This window comes from uncultured Dialister sp. (assembly GCF_900541605.1).
GTDB lineage: Bacteria > Bacillota > Negativicutes > Veillonellales > Dialisteraceae > Dialister.
This window is the reverse complement of the sequence record NZ_UQKJ01000003.1, coordinates 17,670-37,678: the sequence shown is the minus strand read 5'-3', so window position 1 is coordinate 37,678 and position 20,009 is coordinate 17,670. Positions and strand designations below refer to the sequence as shown.

18 protein-coding genes and 1 tRNA gene are annotated in these 20,009 nt (G+C 51.4%); 14 read left to right on the top strand and 5 right to left on the bottom strand.

Annotated features, from left to right (window positions below):
- Window positions 1–418, top strand: a 418-nt coding sequence (locus tag QZR21_RS00550) for an adenylosuccinate synthetase (protein WP_296973188.1), incomplete at its 5' end; no start/stop codon positions are given.
- Between the two features lie 623 nt (window positions 419–1,041).
- Here the strand turns inward: QZR21_RS00550 and QZR21_RS00545 are convergent.
- From QZR21_RS00545 to QZR21_RS00525, 5 genes are all read right to left on the bottom strand, one after another.
- Window positions 1,042–1,923, bottom strand: coding sequence for a DMT family transporter (locus QZR21_RS00545; protein WP_296096251.1), 882 nt, complete (start codon window positions 1,921–1,923; stop codon window positions 1,042–1,044).
- A 272-nt stretch (window positions 1,924–2,195) separates the two neighbouring features.
- Entirely contained in the window at window positions 2,196–2,588 is a 393-nt protein-coding gene (locus QZR21_RS00540; protein WP_296096249.1) for a pyridoxamine 5'-phosphate oxidase family protein, read from the bottom strand.
- A gap of 161 nt (window positions 2,589–2,749) precedes the next feature.
- Complete coding sequence (locus QZR21_RS00535) at window positions 2,750–3,133, bottom strand: helix-turn-helix domain-containing protein (protein WP_296973184.1); 384 nt, start codon at window positions 3,131–3,133, stop codon at window positions 2,750–2,752.
- A 428-nt stretch (window positions 3,134–3,561) separates the two neighbouring features.
- Window positions 3,562–4,314 carry a hypothetical protein gene (locus tag QZR21_RS00530; RefSeq protein WP_296973180.1) on the bottom strand — a complete coding sequence of 251 codons (753 nt, stop codon included), beginning with the start codon at window positions 4,312–4,314 and terminating at the stop codon, window positions 3,562–3,564.
- An 89-nt stretch (window positions 4,315–4,403) separates the two neighbouring features.
- Entirely contained in the window at window positions 4,404–5,084 is a 681-nt protein-coding gene (locus QZR21_RS00525) for a hypothetical protein (protein ID WP_296096245.1), read from the bottom strand.
- A 720-nt stretch (window positions 5,085–5,804) separates the two neighbouring features.
- Here QZR21_RS00525 and QZR21_RS00520 point away from each other — a divergent pair.
- The 13 genes from QZR21_RS00520 to QZR21_RS00460 all read left to right on the top strand — a co-directional run bounded on the left by QZR21_RS00520 (window position 5,805) and on the right by QZR21_RS00460 (window position 19,757).
- On the top strand, window positions 5,805–6,029 hold the full coding sequence (locus QZR21_RS00520; protein WP_296096243.1) for a hypothetical protein: 225 nt from the start codon (window positions 5,805–5,807) through the stop codon (window positions 6,027–6,029).
- A gap of 23 nt (window positions 6,030–6,052) precedes the next feature.
- A complete protein-coding gene (locus QZR21_RS00515; RefSeq protein ID WP_296973177.1) occupies window positions 6,053–6,301 on the top strand; it encodes a hypothetical protein in 249 nt (82 codons plus the stop codon).
- 15 nt (window positions 6,302–6,316) lie between these two features.
- Window positions 6,317–7,225 carry an RluA family pseudouridine synthase gene (locus QZR21_RS00510; RefSeq protein ID WP_296096240.1) on the top strand — a complete coding sequence of 303 codons (909 nt, stop codon included), beginning with the start codon at window positions 6,317–6,319 and terminating at the stop codon, window positions 7,223–7,225.
- A 193-nt stretch (window positions 7,226–7,418) separates the two neighbouring features.
- Window positions 7,419–8,774, top strand: coding sequence for a sodium-dependent transporter (locus tag QZR21_RS00505; RefSeq protein ID WP_296096237.1), 1,356 nt, complete (start codon window positions 7,419–7,421; stop codon window positions 8,772–8,774).
- A 242-nt stretch (window positions 8,775–9,016) separates the two neighbouring features.
- A complete protein-coding gene (gene ppsA / locus QZR21_RS00500) occupies window positions 9,017–11,416 on the top strand; it encodes a phosphoenolpyruvate synthase (protein ID WP_296096236.1) in 2,400 nt (799 codons plus the stop codon).
- A gap of 143 nt (window positions 11,417–11,559) precedes the next feature.
- Complete coding sequence (locus QZR21_RS00495; protein ID WP_296096234.1) at window positions 11,560–12,192, top strand: helix-turn-helix transcriptional regulator; 633 nt, start codon at window positions 11,560–11,562, stop codon at window positions 12,190–12,192.
- 15 nt (window positions 12,193–12,207) lie between these two features.
- Window positions 12,208–13,035, top strand: a complete 828-nt coding sequence (locus tag QZR21_RS00490) for a pyruvate, water dikinase regulatory protein (protein WP_296096233.1) — start codon at window positions 12,208–12,210, stop codon at window positions 13,033–13,035.
- A 620-nt stretch (window positions 13,036–13,655) separates the two neighbouring features.
- Window positions 13,656–13,729, top strand: a tRNA-Gly gene (locus QZR21_RS00485).
- Window positions 13,730–14,003: 274 nt separating this feature from the next.
- Window positions 14,004–14,297, top strand: coding sequence for a hypothetical protein (locus QZR21_RS00480; RefSeq protein ID WP_296096231.1), 294 nt, complete (start codon window positions 14,004–14,006; stop codon window positions 14,295–14,297).
- 181 nt (window positions 14,298–14,478) lie between these two features.
- Entirely contained in the window at window positions 14,479–15,273 is a 795-nt protein-coding gene (locus tag QZR21_RS00475) for a TatD family hydrolase (protein ID WP_296973172.1), read from the top strand.
- 684 nt (window positions 15,274–15,957) lie between these two features.
- Window positions 15,958–17,334 carry a 23S rRNA (uracil(1939)-C(5))-methyltransferase RlmD gene (gene rlmD, locus QZR21_RS00470; RefSeq protein WP_296096226.1) on the top strand — a complete coding sequence of 459 codons (1,377 nt, stop codon included), beginning with the start codon at window positions 15,958–15,960 and terminating at the stop codon, window positions 17,332–17,334.
- Window positions 17,335–17,337: 3 nt separating this feature from the next.
- On the top strand, window positions 17,338–17,634 hold the full coding sequence (locus tag QZR21_RS00465) for a hypothetical protein (RefSeq protein WP_296973169.1): 297 nt from the start codon (window positions 17,338–17,340) through the stop codon (window positions 17,632–17,634).
- Window positions 17,635–18,503: 869 nt separating this feature from the next.
- Window positions 18,504–19,757 (top strand): S-layer homology domain-containing protein, encoded by a 1,254-nt coding sequence (locus QZR21_RS00460; RefSeq protein WP_296096220.1) that lies wholly within the window; start codon window positions 18,504–18,506, stop codon window positions 19,755–19,757.
- The last annotated feature ends 252 nt before the right edge of the window (window positions 19,758–20,009 follow it).

The following is a 20,009-nucleotide window of genomic DNA, read 5'->3' as shown; positions in this document are numbered from 1 at the left end:
GGTGTGCTCGCAGCTCTTCTTGAGCTTCATGCCGAGGAAGCCCCGCCGCGTTGGCTGGCTCGATACCCGGGCTGTCCGCTATGCCGCTGCCCTGAACTCCTTCGATTACCTGGCCATTACCCGCCTCGATATCCTGGATGACATGGAAGAAATCAAAGTCTGCACAGGCTATGAATACGAAGGCAAGGAAGTGAAGGAATATCCGGCGGACCTGAAGTTCCTGGAAAAGATTACCCCCGTATACAAGACATTCAAAGGCTGGAAACAGAAGATTTCCGGCATCCGTAATTATGATGAACTTCCGGCTCTCTGCAAAGAATACCTGGAAGGCATCTCCAAGCTCATCGGTGTACCTATCGGCATCGTATCCGTAGGCCCAAGCCGTGAACAGACCATCGTTCTGAAAGACGTATTCTGAGAATAATAAAAATTCCCGGAAATGGACATCCATTTCCGGGAATTTTTTTATGGGGAGTTTCCTGTGGAAGCGGCTCCGCCACACTTTCGGGTGACTCTACATACCTCGTCATTTCGAGCGGTGTAAGCATGCTGTATGACTCTTTCCCTAAGAATCGCTACAGCTTCGAGGAGCCCTGAAATCTTTCTTGTGTTCGGGAATACCGGGCTTCCCACAGCAGATAGCGTTGTAATACCGTCACAGTCATTTATCTGGGAGATTTCTCGACTCTCTCTCACATACGATTCTTATGTTTTCTCTCACTCCGACGCTTACCACCGCTCGAAATGACGTTAAGGGGAATATAGTCACCGGGAGTGATAACGGTATTTCTGAAAAATGACCCTTCCCACACCCCCGTCATTTCGAGCGGTGGTAGTATGCTGAGTGACTATGTTGATAAAAATCGCTACAGCTTCGACGAGTCGAGAAATCTTTCTTGCGGTCGGGAGTATTGGGCTTCCGGTGCGGCGAAGTCGCGGCCAGGAATCAAAAGGCGGCGCTTCCAAATCTGTGCGCCGCCACCACCATTCCTAATTCCTAATTTCTGATTTCTCATTCCTGATTTTTCCGCACCGGCACCACTACTTCCTTGCCACCGCTCCAACGGCGAGGATGATGAGTACCATACCCAGGAGCTGCCAGAAGCCGAAGAGGAGGCTGAAGATGAAGAAAGAGAAAATGATGGAGGAAAAAGGTTCCAGGGCGGAAATAATGCTGGCTTCCGCCGGCTGGATATAAGCCACGCTTCCCAGGTAGAGGACGAAGGAACAGATGGTACCGAAGATGACCACGTATACAAAGGCCAGCACCGTATCCATGTCCAAGACGCCGGTGAAGGGGGTAAGGAAGGCGACAGGCATCATGAAAAGGGAAGCAATGAACATGCCCCAGCCCACCACCTCCGGCGCCCCGTATTTCTTGATAATCCTCACGGGCTCCACGGTGTACAGAGCACAGGCCAGGGCACTGACGAGACCCCAGAAAAGAGCTTTTTCCGATATGGCCAGAGAATGGAAATTGCCGCCGGTGGCGATGAGGGCAGTACCGGCTACGGCGAAGAGGGTGCAGAAGATTTCTTTTCCCCTGGGCAGCCGTTTCTCAGAAATGCAGCACCAGAAAATAATGAGGATAGGCATGAGGTATTCCAGAATAGTGGCGGTGGGGGCATTGCTGTACCGGATGGAGGCAAAGTAACAGTACTGGGTGCCCAGCATGCCGAAGGCGCCGAATATGAGAAGGGTGAGCCGGTCTTTTTTATCTTTCCAGATGGAAAAAACATGGCCCTTCAGGAACTGGGCGATGAGGACCAGCAGCACTCCGGCAAAAAAGAGTCGGAAGAATGTAAGCCATTCCGGGGAAATGCCCTGGTTAATGAGGAGAAACTGTCCCGCAATGCCGCTGGAACCCCAGAGAATGGACCCCAGGGACGCAGAAAGGATCCCCTTTTTTCTGTCAGCTGTCATGAAAAAACCTCCTTATGATAATAAGGTATCATAAGGAGGTGATATATGACAATTTCAATTTATCGAGTTGTTGGGGCAGGTATTTTGGCATGCTGACGGTTGGAGTCATAGCCTTGAGCTGGATACAAAAGGCAGGTGCTTTTATGGGCAAGGCTATGAGCCAACTTATCCAGCCTTGAGCACTCAGTACTTCCCTGGCTCAATGCTCATGGCTATGACTCTAACCGCAATCAGTGCTTCCCTGGGCAAATTTCCAGCAGCGCACCGCAGTTTTACAGTACTTTCTTATTTTCCGGGCCCGGGGTGGTGACGATGATGGTTTCCGGGGTGACCGTCAGGATGCCTTTGCAGGTGGCAGCACCGTGGAACATGTCTTCCACAATCTTCTTGTACTTGTCCACCAGGACGCCGCTTGTGGTGTAAGAAGCGGTGCCTTTGATCTGGTATCCTTCAAGTTTCTTGTCATCGTACACGGAAATGGCGATGGAACCATTATTTCCGGCAATATTCTTCAGCGTGGTATCCAGGAAGACATCGCCAATGACCAGCTTTCCATCCTCTGTGACCTCTTTGAAGGCTACCGGTACCACATTGGGCTTGTTATCGAGGCAGGTGGCCAGGTCCCACATATGGTTTTCAAGCAGTTCTTTTACATTCTTATTCATCTCATAAACTTCCTTTCAAAAGTAATCAAGGAAGCGCGCTTCTGTAGTTCTTGAACTGTACATAGCATACAAAAAATCCTCGCCCTTTTAAAGTAGTTATGAAATTTATGAGAAACTCATAAATTTCATAGTACTCCGGTGAGGAATTCTTTTAAAAAGTTTTATTGGGGGAAACGGTAGTCACATTTCTCACACTGCCGCATGACGTGGTCTGTTTTTCCCTTTTGGAACTGGCCGGACCAGCGGCAGATGGACTGGAGAATGGGAATCACCGACTTTCCCCGGTCTGACAGGGAATATTCTACCCTTGGCGGGATGACGTTATAGGATTTCCGGAGAATCATGCCGTCGGCGGTGAGTTCCTTCAGGGAATCCGCCAGTACCGCGTCGGTGACATTGACCATTTCCTTTTTCAGCTCTCCGTAGCGGAGGGTGCCTGTTTCATTCAGTACGCAGAGGATACGGGATTTCCATTTTCCTCCGAATACCTGGAGCCCTTTTTCCAAAGGACAGCGGATATCTTCTTCCAGTTTTTTATGATACATAATACTCCTTCCATTCGGGGGCTTCTGCATGCTTGTGTACAGAGCCACTCGCACGGGGCTGCTGGCTCCTGGTGTTTTTCCTCAGGAACATTTGTATTAATGATTGACGTTAACCTGAGCGTATTACAATTTGGTATCTTACGGATACCGGCATTCATTGCAGCAGACTCTGTACCCAAATCGTCATCTCGAGCGGTAAGCGCCGTAATGACGGGAAATATAAAAGTCGAATGTAAGAGAGAGTCGAGAGATCTCCCGGAAAAATGTCTCTATCGGCCTTACAATACTGACAATGGTTAAAAATCCTTAGAAAATCTGACTCTGCGAATGAATCAGCGCTTCCTTAACGCGAATATGCCTGAGATGAATCTCCGAAGCCCCTGCACAAATGATCCTCTCCATGAACATGCAATAATCTCCCCATACCTTCATGCCCTGGCCAGGACGATGCAGATGAGGCCGGCCACGAAGAAGAAAATATACGCTGGCAGCCGGTAGTCCGTGTAGAAGGAATCTTCCTCCCGCTCCACTTCTTCATAGGGCTTTGCATGCATTCCTTCATAATAGCTTTCCGGGATGAGACCTTTATAGAAATCGGCCAGGTACTGGGCATAGTCCAGGGTTTCCTTCGAAAAAAACCAGAAAACCGGCGTATACAGGGGAACTTCATCCTTTCCGGAAAGGTAGGACAGCACCTCGGTGGTGAAACTCTTCAGGGCTGCATCGGGGCTGTCTGTATCCCGCTCCGCCTTTTCCGCCATCCTGTTGAAACGGTCGTGGAGAGCTTCGATTTTCTCCGGGGAATACAGGGTCTCCAGGTGGTCCGGCAGCAGGGAAATATCTCCCACCCCCCGGCCGGGGTCCGCTTCTTTTTTTATGAATTCAGGGAAAGATTCATCAATCCTGTCGAAACCGGTATAGAGGCTGGGAAGGGGCGGATAATCCCGGGCATAGGCTTTCAGGACGAACTGGGCGATGTAAAGGCGGAAAACGGAGTAATCCGCCAGGAACCGGCACCAGTGGGGCCGCTCCCGATCGTGCATGATGATGCTCTTCCTTTTCAGGAAAAGCCGGAAAATCATGTGGAGCCCGTAGCTCCCCTGGGGCTTGGCCATGTAAGAAAAGAAAGCCCGCTGGGCAGCGGTAATTCCCATATTGACCAGGTAATTATCCATATCCACAGCGGACCACTCCCTTCTTTTTATCGTATGTCCCCATTGTACTCTAGCCATTCCTTTTTTGGTAGCCCGGGAATGGGGATTTCTTTCTCCTACAGGAGGATGAGACAGCTCAGGGCGAGGCCGGTGAGGAAGGCGAGAAGGGAAGAATCCGCCAATCCTTCGGAGCCGGAAGCAAAGGAAATGACCGGCGTCAGGGTATAGGCACGCCGCGTAATTTCCCGGGGCGTGAAACTGCAGAGCTTTTTATGGAGGAAAGCGAGGTAATGCCGGGTTTCTTCCATGAGAAGGGAAACCTGCTTCTCAGACAGATGGATATTCCGGGCTTTGGCGATGGCCTGGAGGAGAAATAGGGGATCTCCATCTCCGTGGAGGGTCCGGAAGAAATGGAAACGCCGGTCCACGGAGTCCCGGTCCGGATAATGGGCCCGGCTTCCGGCGAGCAGGAAGGAGCCATTCAGCGCCCGACGGACGGAAAGGGCGCGGAGAACATCCGGGAAATGGGACAGGCTCTCTTCCATTCCTTCTACCAGGGCCTCCAGGCAGCCGAAGCCGCTTTTGAATGTCCGGATTTCCCGCTCCGCCAGATACAGGCGGAGCAGCACGTAGTCCCAGAAAAAGGAATCCGGCAGCTTCTCACTTTCAGACAATAAACCGTCGGAACCGCAAAGGAGGGGATACAGGTCGCTGCCCTTGGCGGGAGAAGTGAATGCCAGCAGTGCTTCCTCTACCAGGGAGGCACCTTCAAGTTGGAGATACTCTCTATTGTTCATTCTCCTTTCCTCCTGTCAGGGAACGCAGGATTTATTTGTGACTTACTTGCATATCATTATAAAGGAAAATCATGCATAAAATATAATAGAAAATATTTATTATAATATATAGATTATGCTAAGCATCTTACAGGCAGTAAAACGCATCTTGCAGGAGAATTTTCTCCCTGTATTCAGTATAGTAGGAAATAATTAATAATAAAAATAGGATATAATCATTAAACATATAAATAGTTGTGATAAGTATATGGGACGTGCAGGAAAATCAGGAATGAGGAATTAGGAATGAGGAATGGTTGTGGCGGCGCATAAATAGGGAAGCGCCGCCTTATGATACATGACCGGGGTTCACTGCTGATTCTGTTTTTGTTGGACGTCTGGAGTCTCCACTACCGTAAGCATGCAGGCCCTTGGAGAAGGGCCGCGCCAAAGGCGCAGGATGGATTGAAGGGATAGAAAGAGGGACTAAAGAGTAACGGCTTCGGCGAAGTGGCGCAAGGGGAACGGACTTCGTCCGAGGGGAAGGTGGCGGCGCACAATTCATAAGGCGGCGCTCTATGAATTGTGCGCCGCCACAACCACTTCTCACTCCTCACTAACGGCCGGAAACTTTTGCGACTGAGCAGGCAAAACTGCATGTACCTTATCTTGCCTTTATGTTTTCTTTCGTGTAGCATAAGAAGTGAGAAACAGAACATCAGTCATACAGGGAGGAAAGCCATGGATAAGTTAGGAAAAAAGAAGGTCTCCATTTTCCTGCAGGGAGGGGAGGAAGGATTCACCATCCATTCCGATGGAACGGAAGAAGAGACAAAGTATATTCTTCTGGCGGCGGCCTGCTATATAACGGGCATTCCGGCCCACCATGTGAAGGATGCAGAGGCGTTCCTGACGGTCCTTGGCCGGGAATATGGAGAAGAGGAAAAAGGAACCATCTGCCACTGAAGGTGAAGAAGAAAGGAAATCCTATGGAGCGGAAAGAAGCATTGATTAACGTGGAGACCCTGGGTGATGGGCAGGTGGATATACGAATTAACGAAGAACAGTATCATTTCATCATGACATCCCTGTCCCAGGCCATGTGCGGCGCCTTTGATGTGGCCGGAGAACATGAAGAGGAAGTATTCCGTACCATCCGGGCCATGGTGGAAGAGGACCAGCGGCGGCGGGCAGAGGCGGAAGAGAAAGACCCGCTGCCTCCGATGCTCTTGAATTGAGGAAAGGAAATCACCATGGAAGAGTGGCAGGTAACAAAAAAAGAAGCAGGCCTCAGGCTGGACCGGTATCTTCAGGAAAAGAAGGGCTGGCCCCGTTCTTTTTTTATGAAGGCCCAGAGAACGAATAAGATCAAAGTGAACCGGAAAAAGGAAGATCCCTCCTACCGCCTGGCCGAAGGGGACCGGGTCATTTCCTTTGTGCTGGAGGAAAAGAAGAAGTCCCTGCCACCGGTGGACGTTCTTTACGAAGATGACCATATCCTGGCAGTGAACAAACCGGCGGGGCTCCTGTCTCTGGACGTGACGGGAAAAGAAAAGGATACTCTTCTTGACCGGGTGAATGGTATGCTGGCAGGAAAGGGACAGGGAGCTGCCTATCCGGTGCACCGCATCGACTTTAATACGTCCGGCATCCTTCTCTTTGCCAGAGACGAAGAGACCGGCCATATCCTGGATCGCCTGATTAAAGAACGGAAAGTGAAGAAATCCTATCTCTGTGTGGTGCGGGGCAGCCTCCAGCCGCCGGCGGGGCGGATGGAAAATTATATTTTCAAGGATGCCCGGAAGAACAGGGTCTACGTGACGGAAGACCCGGTGAAAGGTGCCAGGACCGCCATTACCGATTATGAGACAAAGGCCTTTGGCCGTGGCCTGTCTCTTGTGGAATGCCGCCTTCTCACCGGCCGTACCCACCAGATCCGGAGCCAGATGGCCCATGGGGGACATCCGCTATTAGGGGATGACAAGTACGGGTCCAAAGAGTGGAACCGGAAAATGGGGGAGCGCCGGCAGCTTCTCTGTGCTTTCCGGGTCACCTTCTCCTTCGGTGAGGAGGCGGGCCCCCTGTCTTACCTGTCCGGCAGGACCGTCACCATGGACCGCATCCCCTTCGTGGAACGGTATTTCAAGGGATATCGGTGGTGATGTTTTTCTCTTTATCAATTCGGGAGTGGCTGGTATGAGGCCACTTCTTTTATTTGCCCCTTTTATCCCATATTTGACTGGAAAATCAGTGAAATTCGGTATAAAATAGAAACACTATTACCATAAAGCACAGAAGCCCCTCTTTTTCAGAAATTGGCGGGGCTTTGGCCTGCTTTAAAAAGGAGCTTCTTCAATGGAAAATCGCGACAGTTTCAAATCTCGCCTGGGGTTCCTGCTCGTCAGTGCAGGATGTGCCATCGGCATCGGCAATGTATGGAAATTCCCCTACATTACCGGCGAATACGGGGGAGCCGTATTTGTCCTTTTTTATCTCTGCTTCCTCGTCCTCATGGGCATCCCCGTGATGACCATGGAACTGGCCGTGGGCCGGGGCAGCCGCAAGAGTGCGGTACAGGCCTACAGGGCACTGGAAAAGCCCGGCAGCCACTGGCACATTCATGGCTGGTTCTGTATCGCCGGCTGCTACCTCCTCATGATGTACTACACCACCGTATCCGGCTGGATGCTGGGGTACTTCTGGAAATTCCTGACCGGCACGTTCCAGGGCATTACCCAGGATGCCATTCCCGTCGTCTTTACCGCCATGCTGGGAAATCCGCTGGAAATGGGTATTTTCATGGCTCTTACCGTGGTCCTTGGCTTCCTGGTCTGCGGGCTGGGACTCCATAACGGGGTGGAACGGATTACGAAGGTCATGATGGCCTGCCTCCTCATCCTCATCGTAGTGCTGGCGCTTCACAGCCTTTTCCTGAAAGGCGGTGAGCCGGGACTGGAATTTTACCTCCTGCCTGACTGGAACCGGGCGGTGGAAGCGGGCATCGGCAACGTGGCCGCTGCTGCCATGAACCAGGCCTTCTTCACCCTGTCTCTCGGCATTGCAGCCCTTGAAATCTTCGGAAGCTACATGGCCGATGATTTCACCCTCACCGGGGAAGCGGTCCGCATTACGGCCCTCGATACCTTCGTGGCTCTCCTGTCCGGACTCATTATTTTCCCTGCCTGCTTTGCCTACAACGTGCATCCGGACCAGGGACCGTCCCTTATCTTTATTACCCTGCCGAAAATTTTCACCGACATGACTGCCGGCCGGCTCTGGGGCACCCTGTTCTTCGTCTTCATGACCTTCGCTTCTTTCTCCACGGTGACTGCGGTCTTTGAAAACCTCATCGCCTGTGCCATGGATAACTTCGGCTGGAGCCGTAAAAAATCGGTACTCATCAACCTGGCTGCCGTATTCATCCTTTCCATCCCCTGTGTCCTGGGGTACAATGTACTCTCCGGCGTCCATTTCATTGGAAACAGGGATGTACTGGACAGCGAAGATTTCCTGGTCAGCAATATCCTTCTCCCCGGCGGCGCCCTGGTGTACCTTCTGTTCTGCGTGACAAAATACGGCTGGGGATTTGACAATTATATTGCGGAAGTGAATAAAGGCAGCGGCCTGAAGATGCCCCGCTGGATCAAGCCATACCTGCAGTTCGTCCTGCCCCTCCTGATCCTCGTCATCCTGATTCGCGGGCTGATGTGAGGGATCTATGTATACCTGAAGAGTGAAGCCATAGGGTTTCACTCTTTTTTTACGCTATTTTACAAAAAGAGGAAATAAAGTACATAAGAATATATCCCTGCTCCCTATTAAGGTGTCATTATTTCATGAAATACCTTGACTTTCCAATTATAAAGGTATACTATAAACTTGCTGATACGAAAAGAGTGTACAAGAATTTCACTTCTTACATTTCTTATCTTCATACCTTAAGGAGGGCTATGATGGACGCAAGAGAGAATGCTTATGTTTTATGGTTTGATGAACTGCACCGGAAAGATGTAGCTCTGGTTGGGGGCAAATCTTCTTCCCTTGGTGAACTGACCACTTCCACCGGGGTTCCTGTTCCCTATGGCTATGCAACCACTGCCCATGCTTACCGCTATTTCATGGAAACCACAGGACAGAACAAAAAGATTCATGAACTGCTCCAGGATCTGAAGGATGTTGAAGATTCCGTAGAACTTCATGAAGTCTGCACAAAGATTCGTGAAAGCATTGTATCTGCTGAAATGCCGGCTGACCTGGCCAAGGCTATCGGTGATGCATATGAAGAACTGGCTAAGAAAGTCAATGAAAAGGATCCCTATGTGGCTGTCCGGTCTTCCGCTACCGCAGAAGACCTGCCGGATGCTTCCTTCGCAGGCCAGCAGGATACTTACCTGAATGTCACCGGCCGTGACATGGTTATCCGCAAGGTGAAGGAATGCTACGCTTCCACATTCACCGACCGCGCTGTGTACTACAGAGCAAAGAAACATTTCGACCATGAAAATGTAGCCCTTTCTGCAGCTGTCCAGATGATGGCTGACTCCAAGGTGGCCGGCGTCATGTTTACCGTGAACATTGCCAACGGCGATGATTCCTGCGTCATGATTGAAGGTTCCTGGGGCCTTGGGGAATACGTGGTACAGGGTACTGTCACCCCGGATAACTTCATCGTCAATAAAGCGGACCTTACCATCAAATCCCGCATTGTCAATGAAAAGTCCATTGAACTTGTCCGTAAACCCGGCGGCGATGTAGAAGAAAGAAAGGTACCGGAAGAACGTGCCAAAGCACAGGCGCTTACCGATGACCAGGTCGTAAAACTCGCCTCCTACGCAAAGGCCATTGAAAAACACTATGGCTGCTACATGGATATGGAATGGGCTGTAGACCACCAGGACCGCATCTGGATTCTCCAGGCCCGTCCGGAAACCGTATGGTCCAAGAAGAATAAAGAAAAGAAAGCAGGTAATGAAGAAGTGAAAATGACAACTGATCATAAAGTACTGGTCAAAGGACTTCCGGCAAGCCCGGGAATGGCAGCAGGCAAGTGCCACGTTATTACAGATCCAAAAGACATCGATGAATTCCAGGATGGCGAAGTCCTCGTCACCACCATGACCTCTCCGGACTGGGTACCGGCCATGAAGAAAGCCGTTGCTATTGTCACTGATGCCGGCGGCATGACCTGCCATGCATCCATCGTTTCCCGTGAACTGGGCATCCCCTGCGTAGTCGGCACAAAGAGCCGCAGCGTGGAAGCCACCAAAGTACTGAAGACCGGCCAGGACATCACCATCGATGCTCAGAACGGTATCGTCTATGAAGGCATCGTAGAAGACCTGGTTAAGAAGAATGAACCGGCTGCTGCCGCTGGTACGGCAGGTGCCACCGTTGTGGCTGCTGAATACTTCGCACCCACCGGCACCGGCGTCATGATGAACCTCGGCGATCCGGACCTGGCTGATAAATATGCAAGCCTTCCCTGCGACGGCATCGGCCTCATGAGAGAAGAATTCATCTGGACCACCTTTATCCATGAACATCCGCTGTACCTCATCGAACAGGGCAAACCGGAAAAGGTCATCGACATGCTGGCAGAAGGCATTTCCAAAGTATGCCGGGCACTGGCTCCGCGGCCTGTGGTTCTCCGGTTCTCCGATTTCAAGAGCGGCGAATACAGAAACCTCAAGGGCGGCGACAAGTATGAACCGGTAGAACCGGCTGACCTCCTCGGCTGGAGAGGCGCTTCCCGTTACTATGATCCGAAGTACACCGCCGCATTCCGCCTCGAACTGAAGGCAGTAAAGAAAGTCCGTGAAGAATTCGGCCTGAAGAACCTGAACTGCATGATTCCATTCTGCCGCACCGTAGCAGAAGCAGCTAAGGTTACCGCCATCATGAAGGAAGAAGGACTGGAAAGAGGTCCGGACTTCAAACTGTTCCTCATGGCTGAAATCCCGTCCAACATTATCCTGGCTGACCAGTTCAACCAGTACATCGATGGCTACTCCATCGGCTCCAACGATCTGACCATGCTCATCCTTGGCTGCGACAGAAACAACGACACCGTTTCTTCCCTCTTCGATGAAAGAAACCTGGCCATCAAGAGAGCCATCCGCCACCTGATTGCTACCGCCCATAAAGATGGAAAGACCGTATCCATCTGCGGACAGGCACCGTCCGTATACCCGGACTTCACTGAATTCCTGGTAAAGAGCGGCATCGACTATGTATCCGTCAACCCGGATATGGTAAAGGCCACCAAGAGAAACGTAGCCCGCATTGAACAGAGACTTATGCTCGATGCAGCTACCGGCAGGGGACTGAAAGAAGTAGAAGACTACACCTGGTAACAGGGACTTCCTGCTGTTCTCCCGCTACGTGAACAATTCCGGCATCCGGGGCTGCGAGAGCAGTCCCGTTTTGCCTTAATAAGGGCAGATACCATGTTTTATTTCCTGTACCATGCCCTGCTGATTGCAAGAAAGGAGAAAAGATGCAGCTTACCAGCCGCCAGAAAGAAATCACCCGTATTGTCCGGGAAAACGGACCGATTACGGGAGAAATGATAGCAGAGCGACTCCACGTGACTCGAAGCGCCCTGCGCGGGGATCTGGCCGTCCTTCTCTCCGGAGAAGTCATTGCGGCGAGACGAAGACTGGGCTATTACTACCTGGGAGGCGGAGAGGATCCTGCGGCTGCGGAAATCCGTTCCTGTACGGCGGAGGACTGCATGTCCCGGCCCGTCCTTGTCAATGCGGATTCCAATGCCTATGATGCAGCGGTCCTTCTCTTTACAGAAGATATCGGCACCATTTTCGTGGGCGATGTAGATGATGTCCTGGGCGTCGTATCCCGTAAGGATCTCCTGAAAGCGGCCATGGGCAGGGAAGACCTGGCAAAGGTTCCCATTTCCATGGTCATGACATCCAGGTCAAAAATGATTTATGCGGAACCCCAGGATGACATGGTGTCCATTGCCCAGAAACTGATTGACTATGAAATCGACTGCCTTCCGGTAGGTACGTTTAAAGATGTGAATGGGGAAAAGAAATTCCAGCTGAAAGGCCGGATTTCCAAGACCAATATTACCCGCCTCTTCCTGGAACTGGGAAGAGGGAAGAGATAAAGGAGGCAGACCCTTTTGAGTAAAATCCCTGAAGTTTATGTTGTTTCCGATTCCCTTGGCGATACGGCGGAAAGCGTGGCTAAGGCCACTATCAGCCAGTTCGATGAAAATATCGATGTCGTCAGAGTTCCTTTCATCCGCCATGCGGAACAGGTGGAAAAAGTGGTAGAAGAAGCGGCGGAACACCATGCCGTGGTCTGCCATACCCTGGTGAGCCCTGAACTCCGGCAGACCTTTGAAAAGATTGCCGAAGCCAAACATGTACGGTATGTGGATATTCTGGGTCCCATGATGGACATGGTAGGTACCATTACCACCTCGAAGCCCCGGATGAAGCCAGGCATCATCCATAAGCTGGATGAAGAATACTTCAAGAAAGTGGAAGCCATCGAATTCGCCGTCAAATATGATGACGGCAAGAATCCGGCGGGCTTTGCCAAAGCCGATATAGTGCTCATTGGTGTATCCCGTACATCGAAGACCCCTCTTTCCATGTACATGGCCCACAAGAAGTATAAAGTGGCCAACCTGCCTCTGGTGCCGGAAGTACCGCTGCCGGAAGAAATCTTCCATGTGCCGCCGTACCGTATCATCGGCCTCATTATTGATCCCTACAAGCTGAATACCATCCGCGCTGAACGGATGAAGGCTCTGGGATTCTCCGGATCTGCCAACTATACGGATATTGCCCGCATCCAGGACGAACTGACCTATGCGAAGGAAGTCATGCGTCAGCTTCACTGCCTGGTCATCGATGTATCCAACAAGGCCATCGAAGAGACAGCAAGCCGCATCATGGCCATTATCCAGAGAAACAAAGAACTCTACGGAGACAAATACTGATGAACCAAAAAGCAGGCCGAAGGGTCTGCTTTTTTTACAGACCAGTCCGGAGACTATTCGATATTTCAGTTTGTCGAGCTGTTAGAGTGAGCGGTTTGGCATGCTGTTGGATAGAGTCACTGGCACGGGGCTGCTAGGGAAGCACTGATTAAATCGTTGTCAGATTTCATTCTTGGATTTTTATGCAATGCGAGGAATAACTCGACGCGAATAGCGAGCTATTTAAGGAGAGTTATGACGAAGCAGTGCATAAAAATCCTTATAAAATCTGACTCTGCGAATTAATCAGCGCTTCCCTAGCTGTTAGCTTCTAGCTGCCAGGAAATCTGTTCCGCCTGCGGCGCTTCTCATCCGATATTTCCGTCAGTCATTCGTGCCGTAGGCTGTAGAGCCTTCCTGGAAGCTAGCGGCTAGAAGCTAGAAGCCCCCACACGAATGACTCCATCTATCAGCACCGCTCTAACAGCTCGATAAACCGCAATAGTTCTTTCCTTCCTGCCATTCTGCCGTATATCTGGGACCATACTCTTCGGGAATCTTCAATTCCCTGTGGCGAAATCGGCAAAAATGTGGTATTATCTATCCGTACGTATTCGTGCATGGGGCTTTGACCCCGCTTTGCGGGTGTAGTTCATCGGTAGAACGCCAGCTTCCCAAGCTGGACAGGAGGGTTCGACTCCCTTCATCCGCTCCAGACTTCTGAAGGACCTGAAGAGGTCCTTTTTGGTTGGCAGAAATAGACTCCTTGTGCCCTTTACGGAGCCCTGCAGCCGGTACTGGCCATGGGATATATGCCCTGTTACCCATAGGGGGAGAAAGCCGCTGCCTTGTGGAAAATGATATCTCTTTTACTACAATGAACTATGCATAAATAATATTACTTACCTCTATTAACAAATTGAAGGCAAAGTAATATGATATGGGATAGAAGCTGTATATACAGCAAATACTGAAAGGAGTAGATATCTATGAAAAAATTGACCATGGCACTGGCTGGCGCAGCTATCGCACTGTCCTGCGTAGCAATTGGTGTACAGGCTGCTGAACCCACCGCAGCAGGAGATCCCGGAAGAGATTGGCGTATTGCCCTCTACAACGCTGAAAAGAAAGGCGCTCCGGACCAGGACCAGAGTATCCATCTGACCGCTGCTGAAAAGGCAGAAGTTGAATCCAACAAAGACGCAGTCCAGAAGGCTGATGTGAACGACGTTCATCAGCAGGGCCGCGACTGGAGAATTGCCCTGAAGAATGCAGGCAAATAATCAGTAAGCACTGATGTATAGGAGCAGTCATAAAACCCTTCGGATTCCCCTCCGAAGGGTTTTATGATGGGAAATCCACTACCGGTCATGGGATAGACAGGCTCTGTGGTTTCCAGTATGATTACAGGTAGCCTTGGGATCATGGAATCCCCAGGGCCATTGATCAAAGGGGGACATTCCTATGGATATAAAATATTACGATATAGGGCTCAATCTCTTTTCCCGCTCCTTCCCGGACCCGGAAAAGATTATTTCCCAGGCCGAGAATGCAGGCATCCGGTGTATCCTGACCGGCTCCGACAGGGAGGAAAATGAACTGGTCAATGATTTCGTGAAGACCCATGACCTCTATGGCACCGCCGGTATCCATCCCCATGCTTCCGATACAGCGGAAGACCGGGATGTGGACAGGGTCCGGGAAATCATCCAATCCAATCCGCGGATTCTGGCAGTGGGGGAGACGGGCCTTGATTATGACCACATGTATGCGAAGAAAGAAAATCAGCTTCACTTCTTCAGGAAGCTCATTGACCTGGCAGAAGAACTCCATAAGCCTATGTTCCTTCACGAGAGGGATGCGGCAGAGGACTTCATCGATTGCTTCCGGGGGCATGAAGACCTGCCGCCGCTGTCTGTGGTTCACTGCTACACAGGGGACAAAGAAACGCTCCGGAAATTCCTGGACATAGGCTTCTACATCGGCATCACCGGCTGGATCTGCGACGAACGGCGGGGGGATGCCCTCCGGGATGCCGTTTCTATCCTGCCCCTGGACCGGGTGCTTGTGGAAACTGATGCGCCCTACCTTACCCCCCCCCGGGGATTCCACCTGCCCAGGACCAATGTACCCCAGAATATTACCTACGTCGTAGAAACCCTGGCTTCCTATATGCACGTGACCGCAGAAGAACTCCGCCTCCATGCCCTGGAAAATACGGAAAAACTTTTCCATATCGGAAAGAATGGGGGGAAATAAAAAGGGCTTTCCCATAGAACCTCCCCGGATTATCCTCCTGCGCAGTTCCCTGGAAGGGGGCCGTGGCCTGACTTTCTGTAAAAAGGCAGAAACAGAAAAGTGAGATAACCATTCCCCTGCAGCCCTTCCACCACACTTCAGTATCATCTATCCCGGAAATCGGGCTGGGAATCTTTCCCTTCTGCCGGTACTATATAAGTGAGAGGTGAAAAGGCCGGAAAGAATTCCCTTTCTCCCGGATGCGCATATCCATGGAACCGGGGCCGGAAGGAAAGGATTTCCTCATATGATTTCCCCCTCTCCGGCGCGCTGAAAAATTCATATGACGAAGAGAAAAAGCTCAGCAGCATTACCGCCAGCAGCTCTCTTCACTGCAAACAGCAACTCCTGAGGAAAAACCTGTCAGAAATCATGAGTGGCAAAGGCCACCTGCTCTTCCCTGTGGGCACAGACATCCCATCCTGCGGTACCCCTGGCTTCATGGTGGAAGAAGATGGCCCCAGCCCCACCTTGCAGCGGCATTGGGACGAATCAGGAGTTTTTGTGTTGGAAGAAAAGATACAGGGCAGGAGCCCACGGGCCGGCATGGACGGCAGGGGCTCCTGCCTTTTGCATGGCCTTATACTCTTCACTTGAGGCGGCTTTAACTGCTATAATGGGGAAAATAACCAAAGGAGCACCGCCATGACGAAAAGAAATGTACCTGTCAAACTGAACGAAGTCTATACCATCCCCATCCGGGATCTGGGAATCCATGGGGAAGGCATCGGTTCTGTAGAAGATTTTACAGTCTTTGTCCCGGGAGCCCTGCCGGGGGAAATCGTGAAGGCTTCCATGGTGGTGGTGAAGAAATCCTACGCCCAGGGAAAGCTCATTTCCATCGAACAGGCTTCCCCGGAAAGGACGGTGCCCGAGTGTCCGGCATACCACGCCTGCGGAGGCTGCCAGATTTCCCATCTCGCCTATAAAGGACAGCTGGCAGTGAAAGAGCGGAGGGTAAAGGACGTGATGACCCGCATCGGCGGCTTCACGGAAAACAGGGTGCTTCCTATCCTCGGTGCAGCCCATCCCTGGAACTACCGGAACAAGATGGCCCTTCCCGTGGCCCAGGTCACTGGCGGACCTGTCCTTGGCTACTACCGGCAGGGAAGCCACCAGGTGGTGCCCATTGATGGCTGCCTTATCCAGGAAGAAGAAAATAACCGGGTTCTCCGCTTTGTGGAAGGCTTCATGACCCGCCACCATGTCCGGGGGTATAACGAAAAAAGCAGAAAAGGCGACATACGCCACATCATGGCCCGGGTAGGGGACAGGGGTGAAGTGATGGTGGTCATCGTCACCGCCACGGCAGTGCTGCCGTTCCAGGAACTGTGGGTGGAGGAAATGCAGAAGCTCCTGCCGGAAGTGGTGTCCATCTACCACGACGTGCAGTCCGGCCGGGGCAATGCCATTCTGGGCCCCGTCATCCATCACCTGTGGGGAAAGAAGACCCTTACCGCCTCCCTCTCTGGCCTGTCCTTCGAAGTATCCCCCTTTTCCTTCTTCCAGGTCCATAAGGAACAGGCCGAGGTCCTCTATGACCGGGCCCTCACCTATGTCAGCCTTTCCGGCGGCGAGACCGTCATCGATGCCTACTGCGGTACCGGCACCATTTCCCTGTGCCTCGCAAAGAAGGCGAAACGGGTCATCGGCATAGAAATCGTGAAGGAAGCCATTGAAGACGCGAAGAAGAACGCCGCCTTCAACCATATTGATAATGCGGAATTTTACGCTGCCGACGCAGGAAAGCTGATGCCGGAGCTCTACGAAAAGGGCGAGCGGCCGGATGTCATCGTCATGGACCCCGTCCGCGCCGGCTGCAGCGAAGACGTGCTGAAAGCAGCGGCCGCCATGGAGCCCGCCCGCATCGTCTACGTGTCCTGCAACCCCGCCACCTTTGCCAGGGATGCGAAAATCCTCGCCGCCCTGGGCTATGAAACAAAAGAAGTGCAGCCGGTGGACATGTTCCCTCAGACCATGCATGTGGAGACCGTGTCGCTGCTGGTAAAAAAGGATACATAAAATATGGATTTACAGGAAGTAAAAAAGAGGTTTATGGATATCAGGAAGCAGTACCATGCCCTGGAGCGGCAGATACATAAGAAAGAATGGTCCACCGAAGAAGATGCCCTGGCTTTTCTGACCGATGCGGGCCTGGTGGGACGCCGGCCCAGTGACGATGAAGAAATGCTTCCCGCCAAAATAGGGGGAATGTGTCTGGTGGCTGGCCGTTTTAGCGGAACGGAGCGGTGGGGGATTCGTTGCTTACCGTTGTCCTGCTTTTTCTCTATGACCCTACCTCGTCATTTCGAGCGGAGGTAAGCGCCGGATTGTTGAAGAATATAAAAATCGTATGTGAGAAAGAGTCGAGAAATCTCCCGGATATATGACTATGACGGTGTTACAACTCCTGAGTTCGGGAGGAAAAGAACTGTAATCCCGAACACAAGAAAGATTTCGGGGCTCCTCGAAGCTGTAGCGATTCTTAGTGGTAGAGTTATACAGCATGCTTACACCGCTCGAAATGACGTTAGGAGGATAAAGTCATCAGAAAGATAATGGTATTTCTGAAAAATGACCCTCTCCGTTTATCGTCATTTCGAGCGGAGGTAAGCGCCGAAGTGACTGTACCTGTAAGAATCGTATGTGAGAAGGAGTCGAGAAATCTCCCGGATATATGACTATGACGGGGTTACAACTCTAATATCTTGGAGAAAATCCCTGTAATCCTGAAATCTCCCGGCTAAATGCCTGTGACGGTGTTACAGAGGAATGTTTGAATTGAGGAAGAAAATGGTGTTCCCGCGGCTTTGCCGCTGCTTACCTCGATCTCAATCTCGACCTCATTTTTCCCTTGCACTTACCGGAAAGATAGTATAGAATAATTTCATATTCATAAAGGCACCGATTCGAAGAGGAATCCCGTTGTGGGGTTCCTCTTTTTTCATTCCATAAAAGGAATATCCCAGATTGGTTAGATATGAATTAAAACGCATAAACATTCATTTTACCGGTTGCGGTGGAATCGGCCTTTATAGTATGCTAAGCATAACTATATTTCCGGCCCTGGGGATATGGCGGGGGAGAGAGGGTAAGGCAGAGGAAACACGGACACTCTTGCCATAGTTATTGTTCACTCCTTCGAAAATAGGGCAGGTTTTCCAATATATTTTCTAAAGGAGTGAAGATCTATGAAAAAGATTCTCGCACTCGCAGCTATCGCTGCACTCACCGCTGGCGTATCCGCATACGCAGCAAATCCGTTTTCCGATGTAACCCCTGATGACTGGGCTTACCAGGCCGTATCCGACCTCTCCGACCAGGGCGTTGTAGAAGGCTATCCGGACGGCACCTTCAAAGGTGAACGGAACATGACCCGTTACGAACTGGCTCAGATCATCGCCCGCCTCATGGCTAAAGAAGACCAGCTGAACGCTGAACAGCGTGCAACCCTGGACAAACTGGCTGGCAAATACGCTGACGAACTGGCCAACCTGGGCGTTCGCGTTTCCAACCTGGAAAAGAAAGTTGGCAACATTGCCTGGTCCGGCAACGCTCGTATGCGTTTCAACCAGAGCTACAAAGATGATGGCTCCGGCGATGCTAAGGATAAATGGGATGGCCGTATGAAGATCATCGCCAAGGCCCAGGTCAATGATTCCACCACCGTAACCGGTCGTCTCCGTTACGACATGAATTTCAAGGCAGCCGATAATCCGGACCATGTATGGATGGAAGAATTGAAAGTGAACCACCAGTTCGGTGATAACTTCGGTGTAACCCTGGGCCGTCAGGACCTGTTCCTTGGCCAGACCGGCACTGAATTTGATGATGAATTCGATGGTGCCATCGCTACCGCTGCTCTCGGCAAAGTCAATGTAGACCTGGGCTATGGCCGTCTGATTGCAGGACATCTTGGTGATCCCAGCAAAGAAGATACCAAGAATGATAACGAAATGTTCCTGGGCCGTGTCTATGGCGATGCAGGCCGCATTTCCTATGACGTAGAATACCTGGACGGCAAGGACTCCCTAGATGCCCGCCTCTTTGGTGCCGGCCTCACTGCCCGCCTTGGCGGTGACTTCAACGTATTCGGCGACTACTACAAGAACACCGAATACAAGGGTGACCCCTACACCTGGACCGCAGGCCTCGGCTATGGTCATGCTGACTGGAAGAAACCGGGCACCTGGGATCTCAGCGCTCAGTACCTCCACGCTGAAAAAGGCTCCTTCATTGATGATGCTACCTACAATGTAGTACCGGCAAGCGTTGTTGATACTGATGGCGGATCTGCTTCTGTTGCTAAATACTGGCTGGCTCAGGGCGATGTCATTCTCCAGAAGAACGTTAAGCTCCACGCTGAATATGCATTCGACGTAAAGACTGACACCGATACCGACTACGATGATCTCTGGTCCGTATCCCTGAACTACATCTTCTAATTCCATTAGAAGCACAAAAAGAAGTCCCTCCGGGGGCTTCTTTTTTATTTTGGGAAAACGACATTGGGACTCAATGGCGGCATAGCCGTGACCGGGCAGTCTCCCTTTTTCAAAGGGAGATGTCACGCCAGTGACAGAGGGATTCCGCTGGAACCAGCGGCGAAGCCGCAGTCAGGATTCATAAAGCGGCGCTACATGAATTGTGCACCGCCTCCACCACCCTGGCCGCAGGCCACAGCCTTGCCGTAAGGC

What these genes read in the sequence shown, in the direction of transcription:
- QZR21_RS00520 (WP_296096243.1), top strand. Translation starts at nt 5,805, where the DNA reads ATGGATAAGTTAGGAAAAAAGAAGGTCTCCATTTTCCTGCAGGGAGGG.
- QZR21_RS00480 (WP_296096231.1), top strand. Translation starts at nt 14,004, where the DNA reads ATGAAAAAATTGACCATGGCACTGGCTGGCGCAGCTATCGCACTGTCC.
- QZR21_RS00465 (WP_296973169.1), top strand. Translation starts at nt 17,338, where the DNA reads ATGGATTTACAGGAAGTAAAAAAGAGGTTTATGGATATCAGGAAGCAG.
- QZR21_RS00540 (WP_296096249.1), bottom strand. Translation starts at nt 2,588, where the DNA reads ATGAATAAGAATGTAAAAGAACTGCTTGAAAACCATATGTGGGACCTG.
- ppsA (WP_296096236.1), top strand. Translation starts at nt 9,017, where the DNA reads ATGGACGCAAGAGAGAATGCTTATGTTTTATGGTTTGATGAACTGCAC.
- rlmD (WP_296096226.1), top strand. Translation starts at nt 15,958, where the DNA reads ATGACGAAAAGAAATGTACCTGTCAAACTGAACGAAGTCTATACCATC.
- QZR21_RS00515 (WP_296973177.1), top strand. Translation starts at nt 6,053, where the DNA reads ATGGAGCGGAAAGAAGCATTGATTAACGTGGAGACCCTGGGTGATGGG.
- QZR21_RS00545 (WP_296096251.1), bottom strand. Translation starts at nt 1,923, where the DNA reads ATGACAGCTGACAGAAAAAAGGGGATCCTTTCTGCGTCCCTGGGGTCC.
- QZR21_RS00460 (WP_296096220.1), top strand. Translation starts at nt 18,504, where the DNA reads ATGAAAAAGATTCTCGCACTCGCAGCTATCGCTGCACTCACCGCTGGC.
- QZR21_RS00475 (WP_296973172.1), top strand. Translation starts at nt 14,479, where the DNA reads ATGGATATAAAATATTACGATATAGGGCTCAATCTCTTTTCCCGCTCC.
- QZR21_RS00505 (WP_296096237.1), top strand. Translation starts at nt 7,419, where the DNA reads ATGGAAAATCGCGACAGTTTCAAATCTCGCCTGGGGTTCCTGCTCGTC.
- QZR21_RS00510 (WP_296096240.1), top strand. Translation starts at nt 6,317, where the DNA reads ATGGAAGAGTGGCAGGTAACAAAAAAAGAAGCAGGCCTCAGGCTGGAC.
- QZR21_RS00495 (WP_296096234.1), top strand. Translation starts at nt 11,560, where the DNA reads ATGCAGCTTACCAGCCGCCAGAAAGAAATCACCCGTATTGTCCGGGAA.
- QZR21_RS00535 (WP_296973184.1), bottom strand. Translation starts at nt 3,133, where the DNA reads ATGTATCATAAAAAACTGGAAGAAGATATCCGCTGTCCTTTGGAAAAA.
- QZR21_RS00525 (WP_296096245.1), bottom strand. Translation starts at nt 5,084, where the DNA reads ATGAACAATAGAGAGTATCTCCAACTTGAAGGTGCCTCCCTGGTAGAG.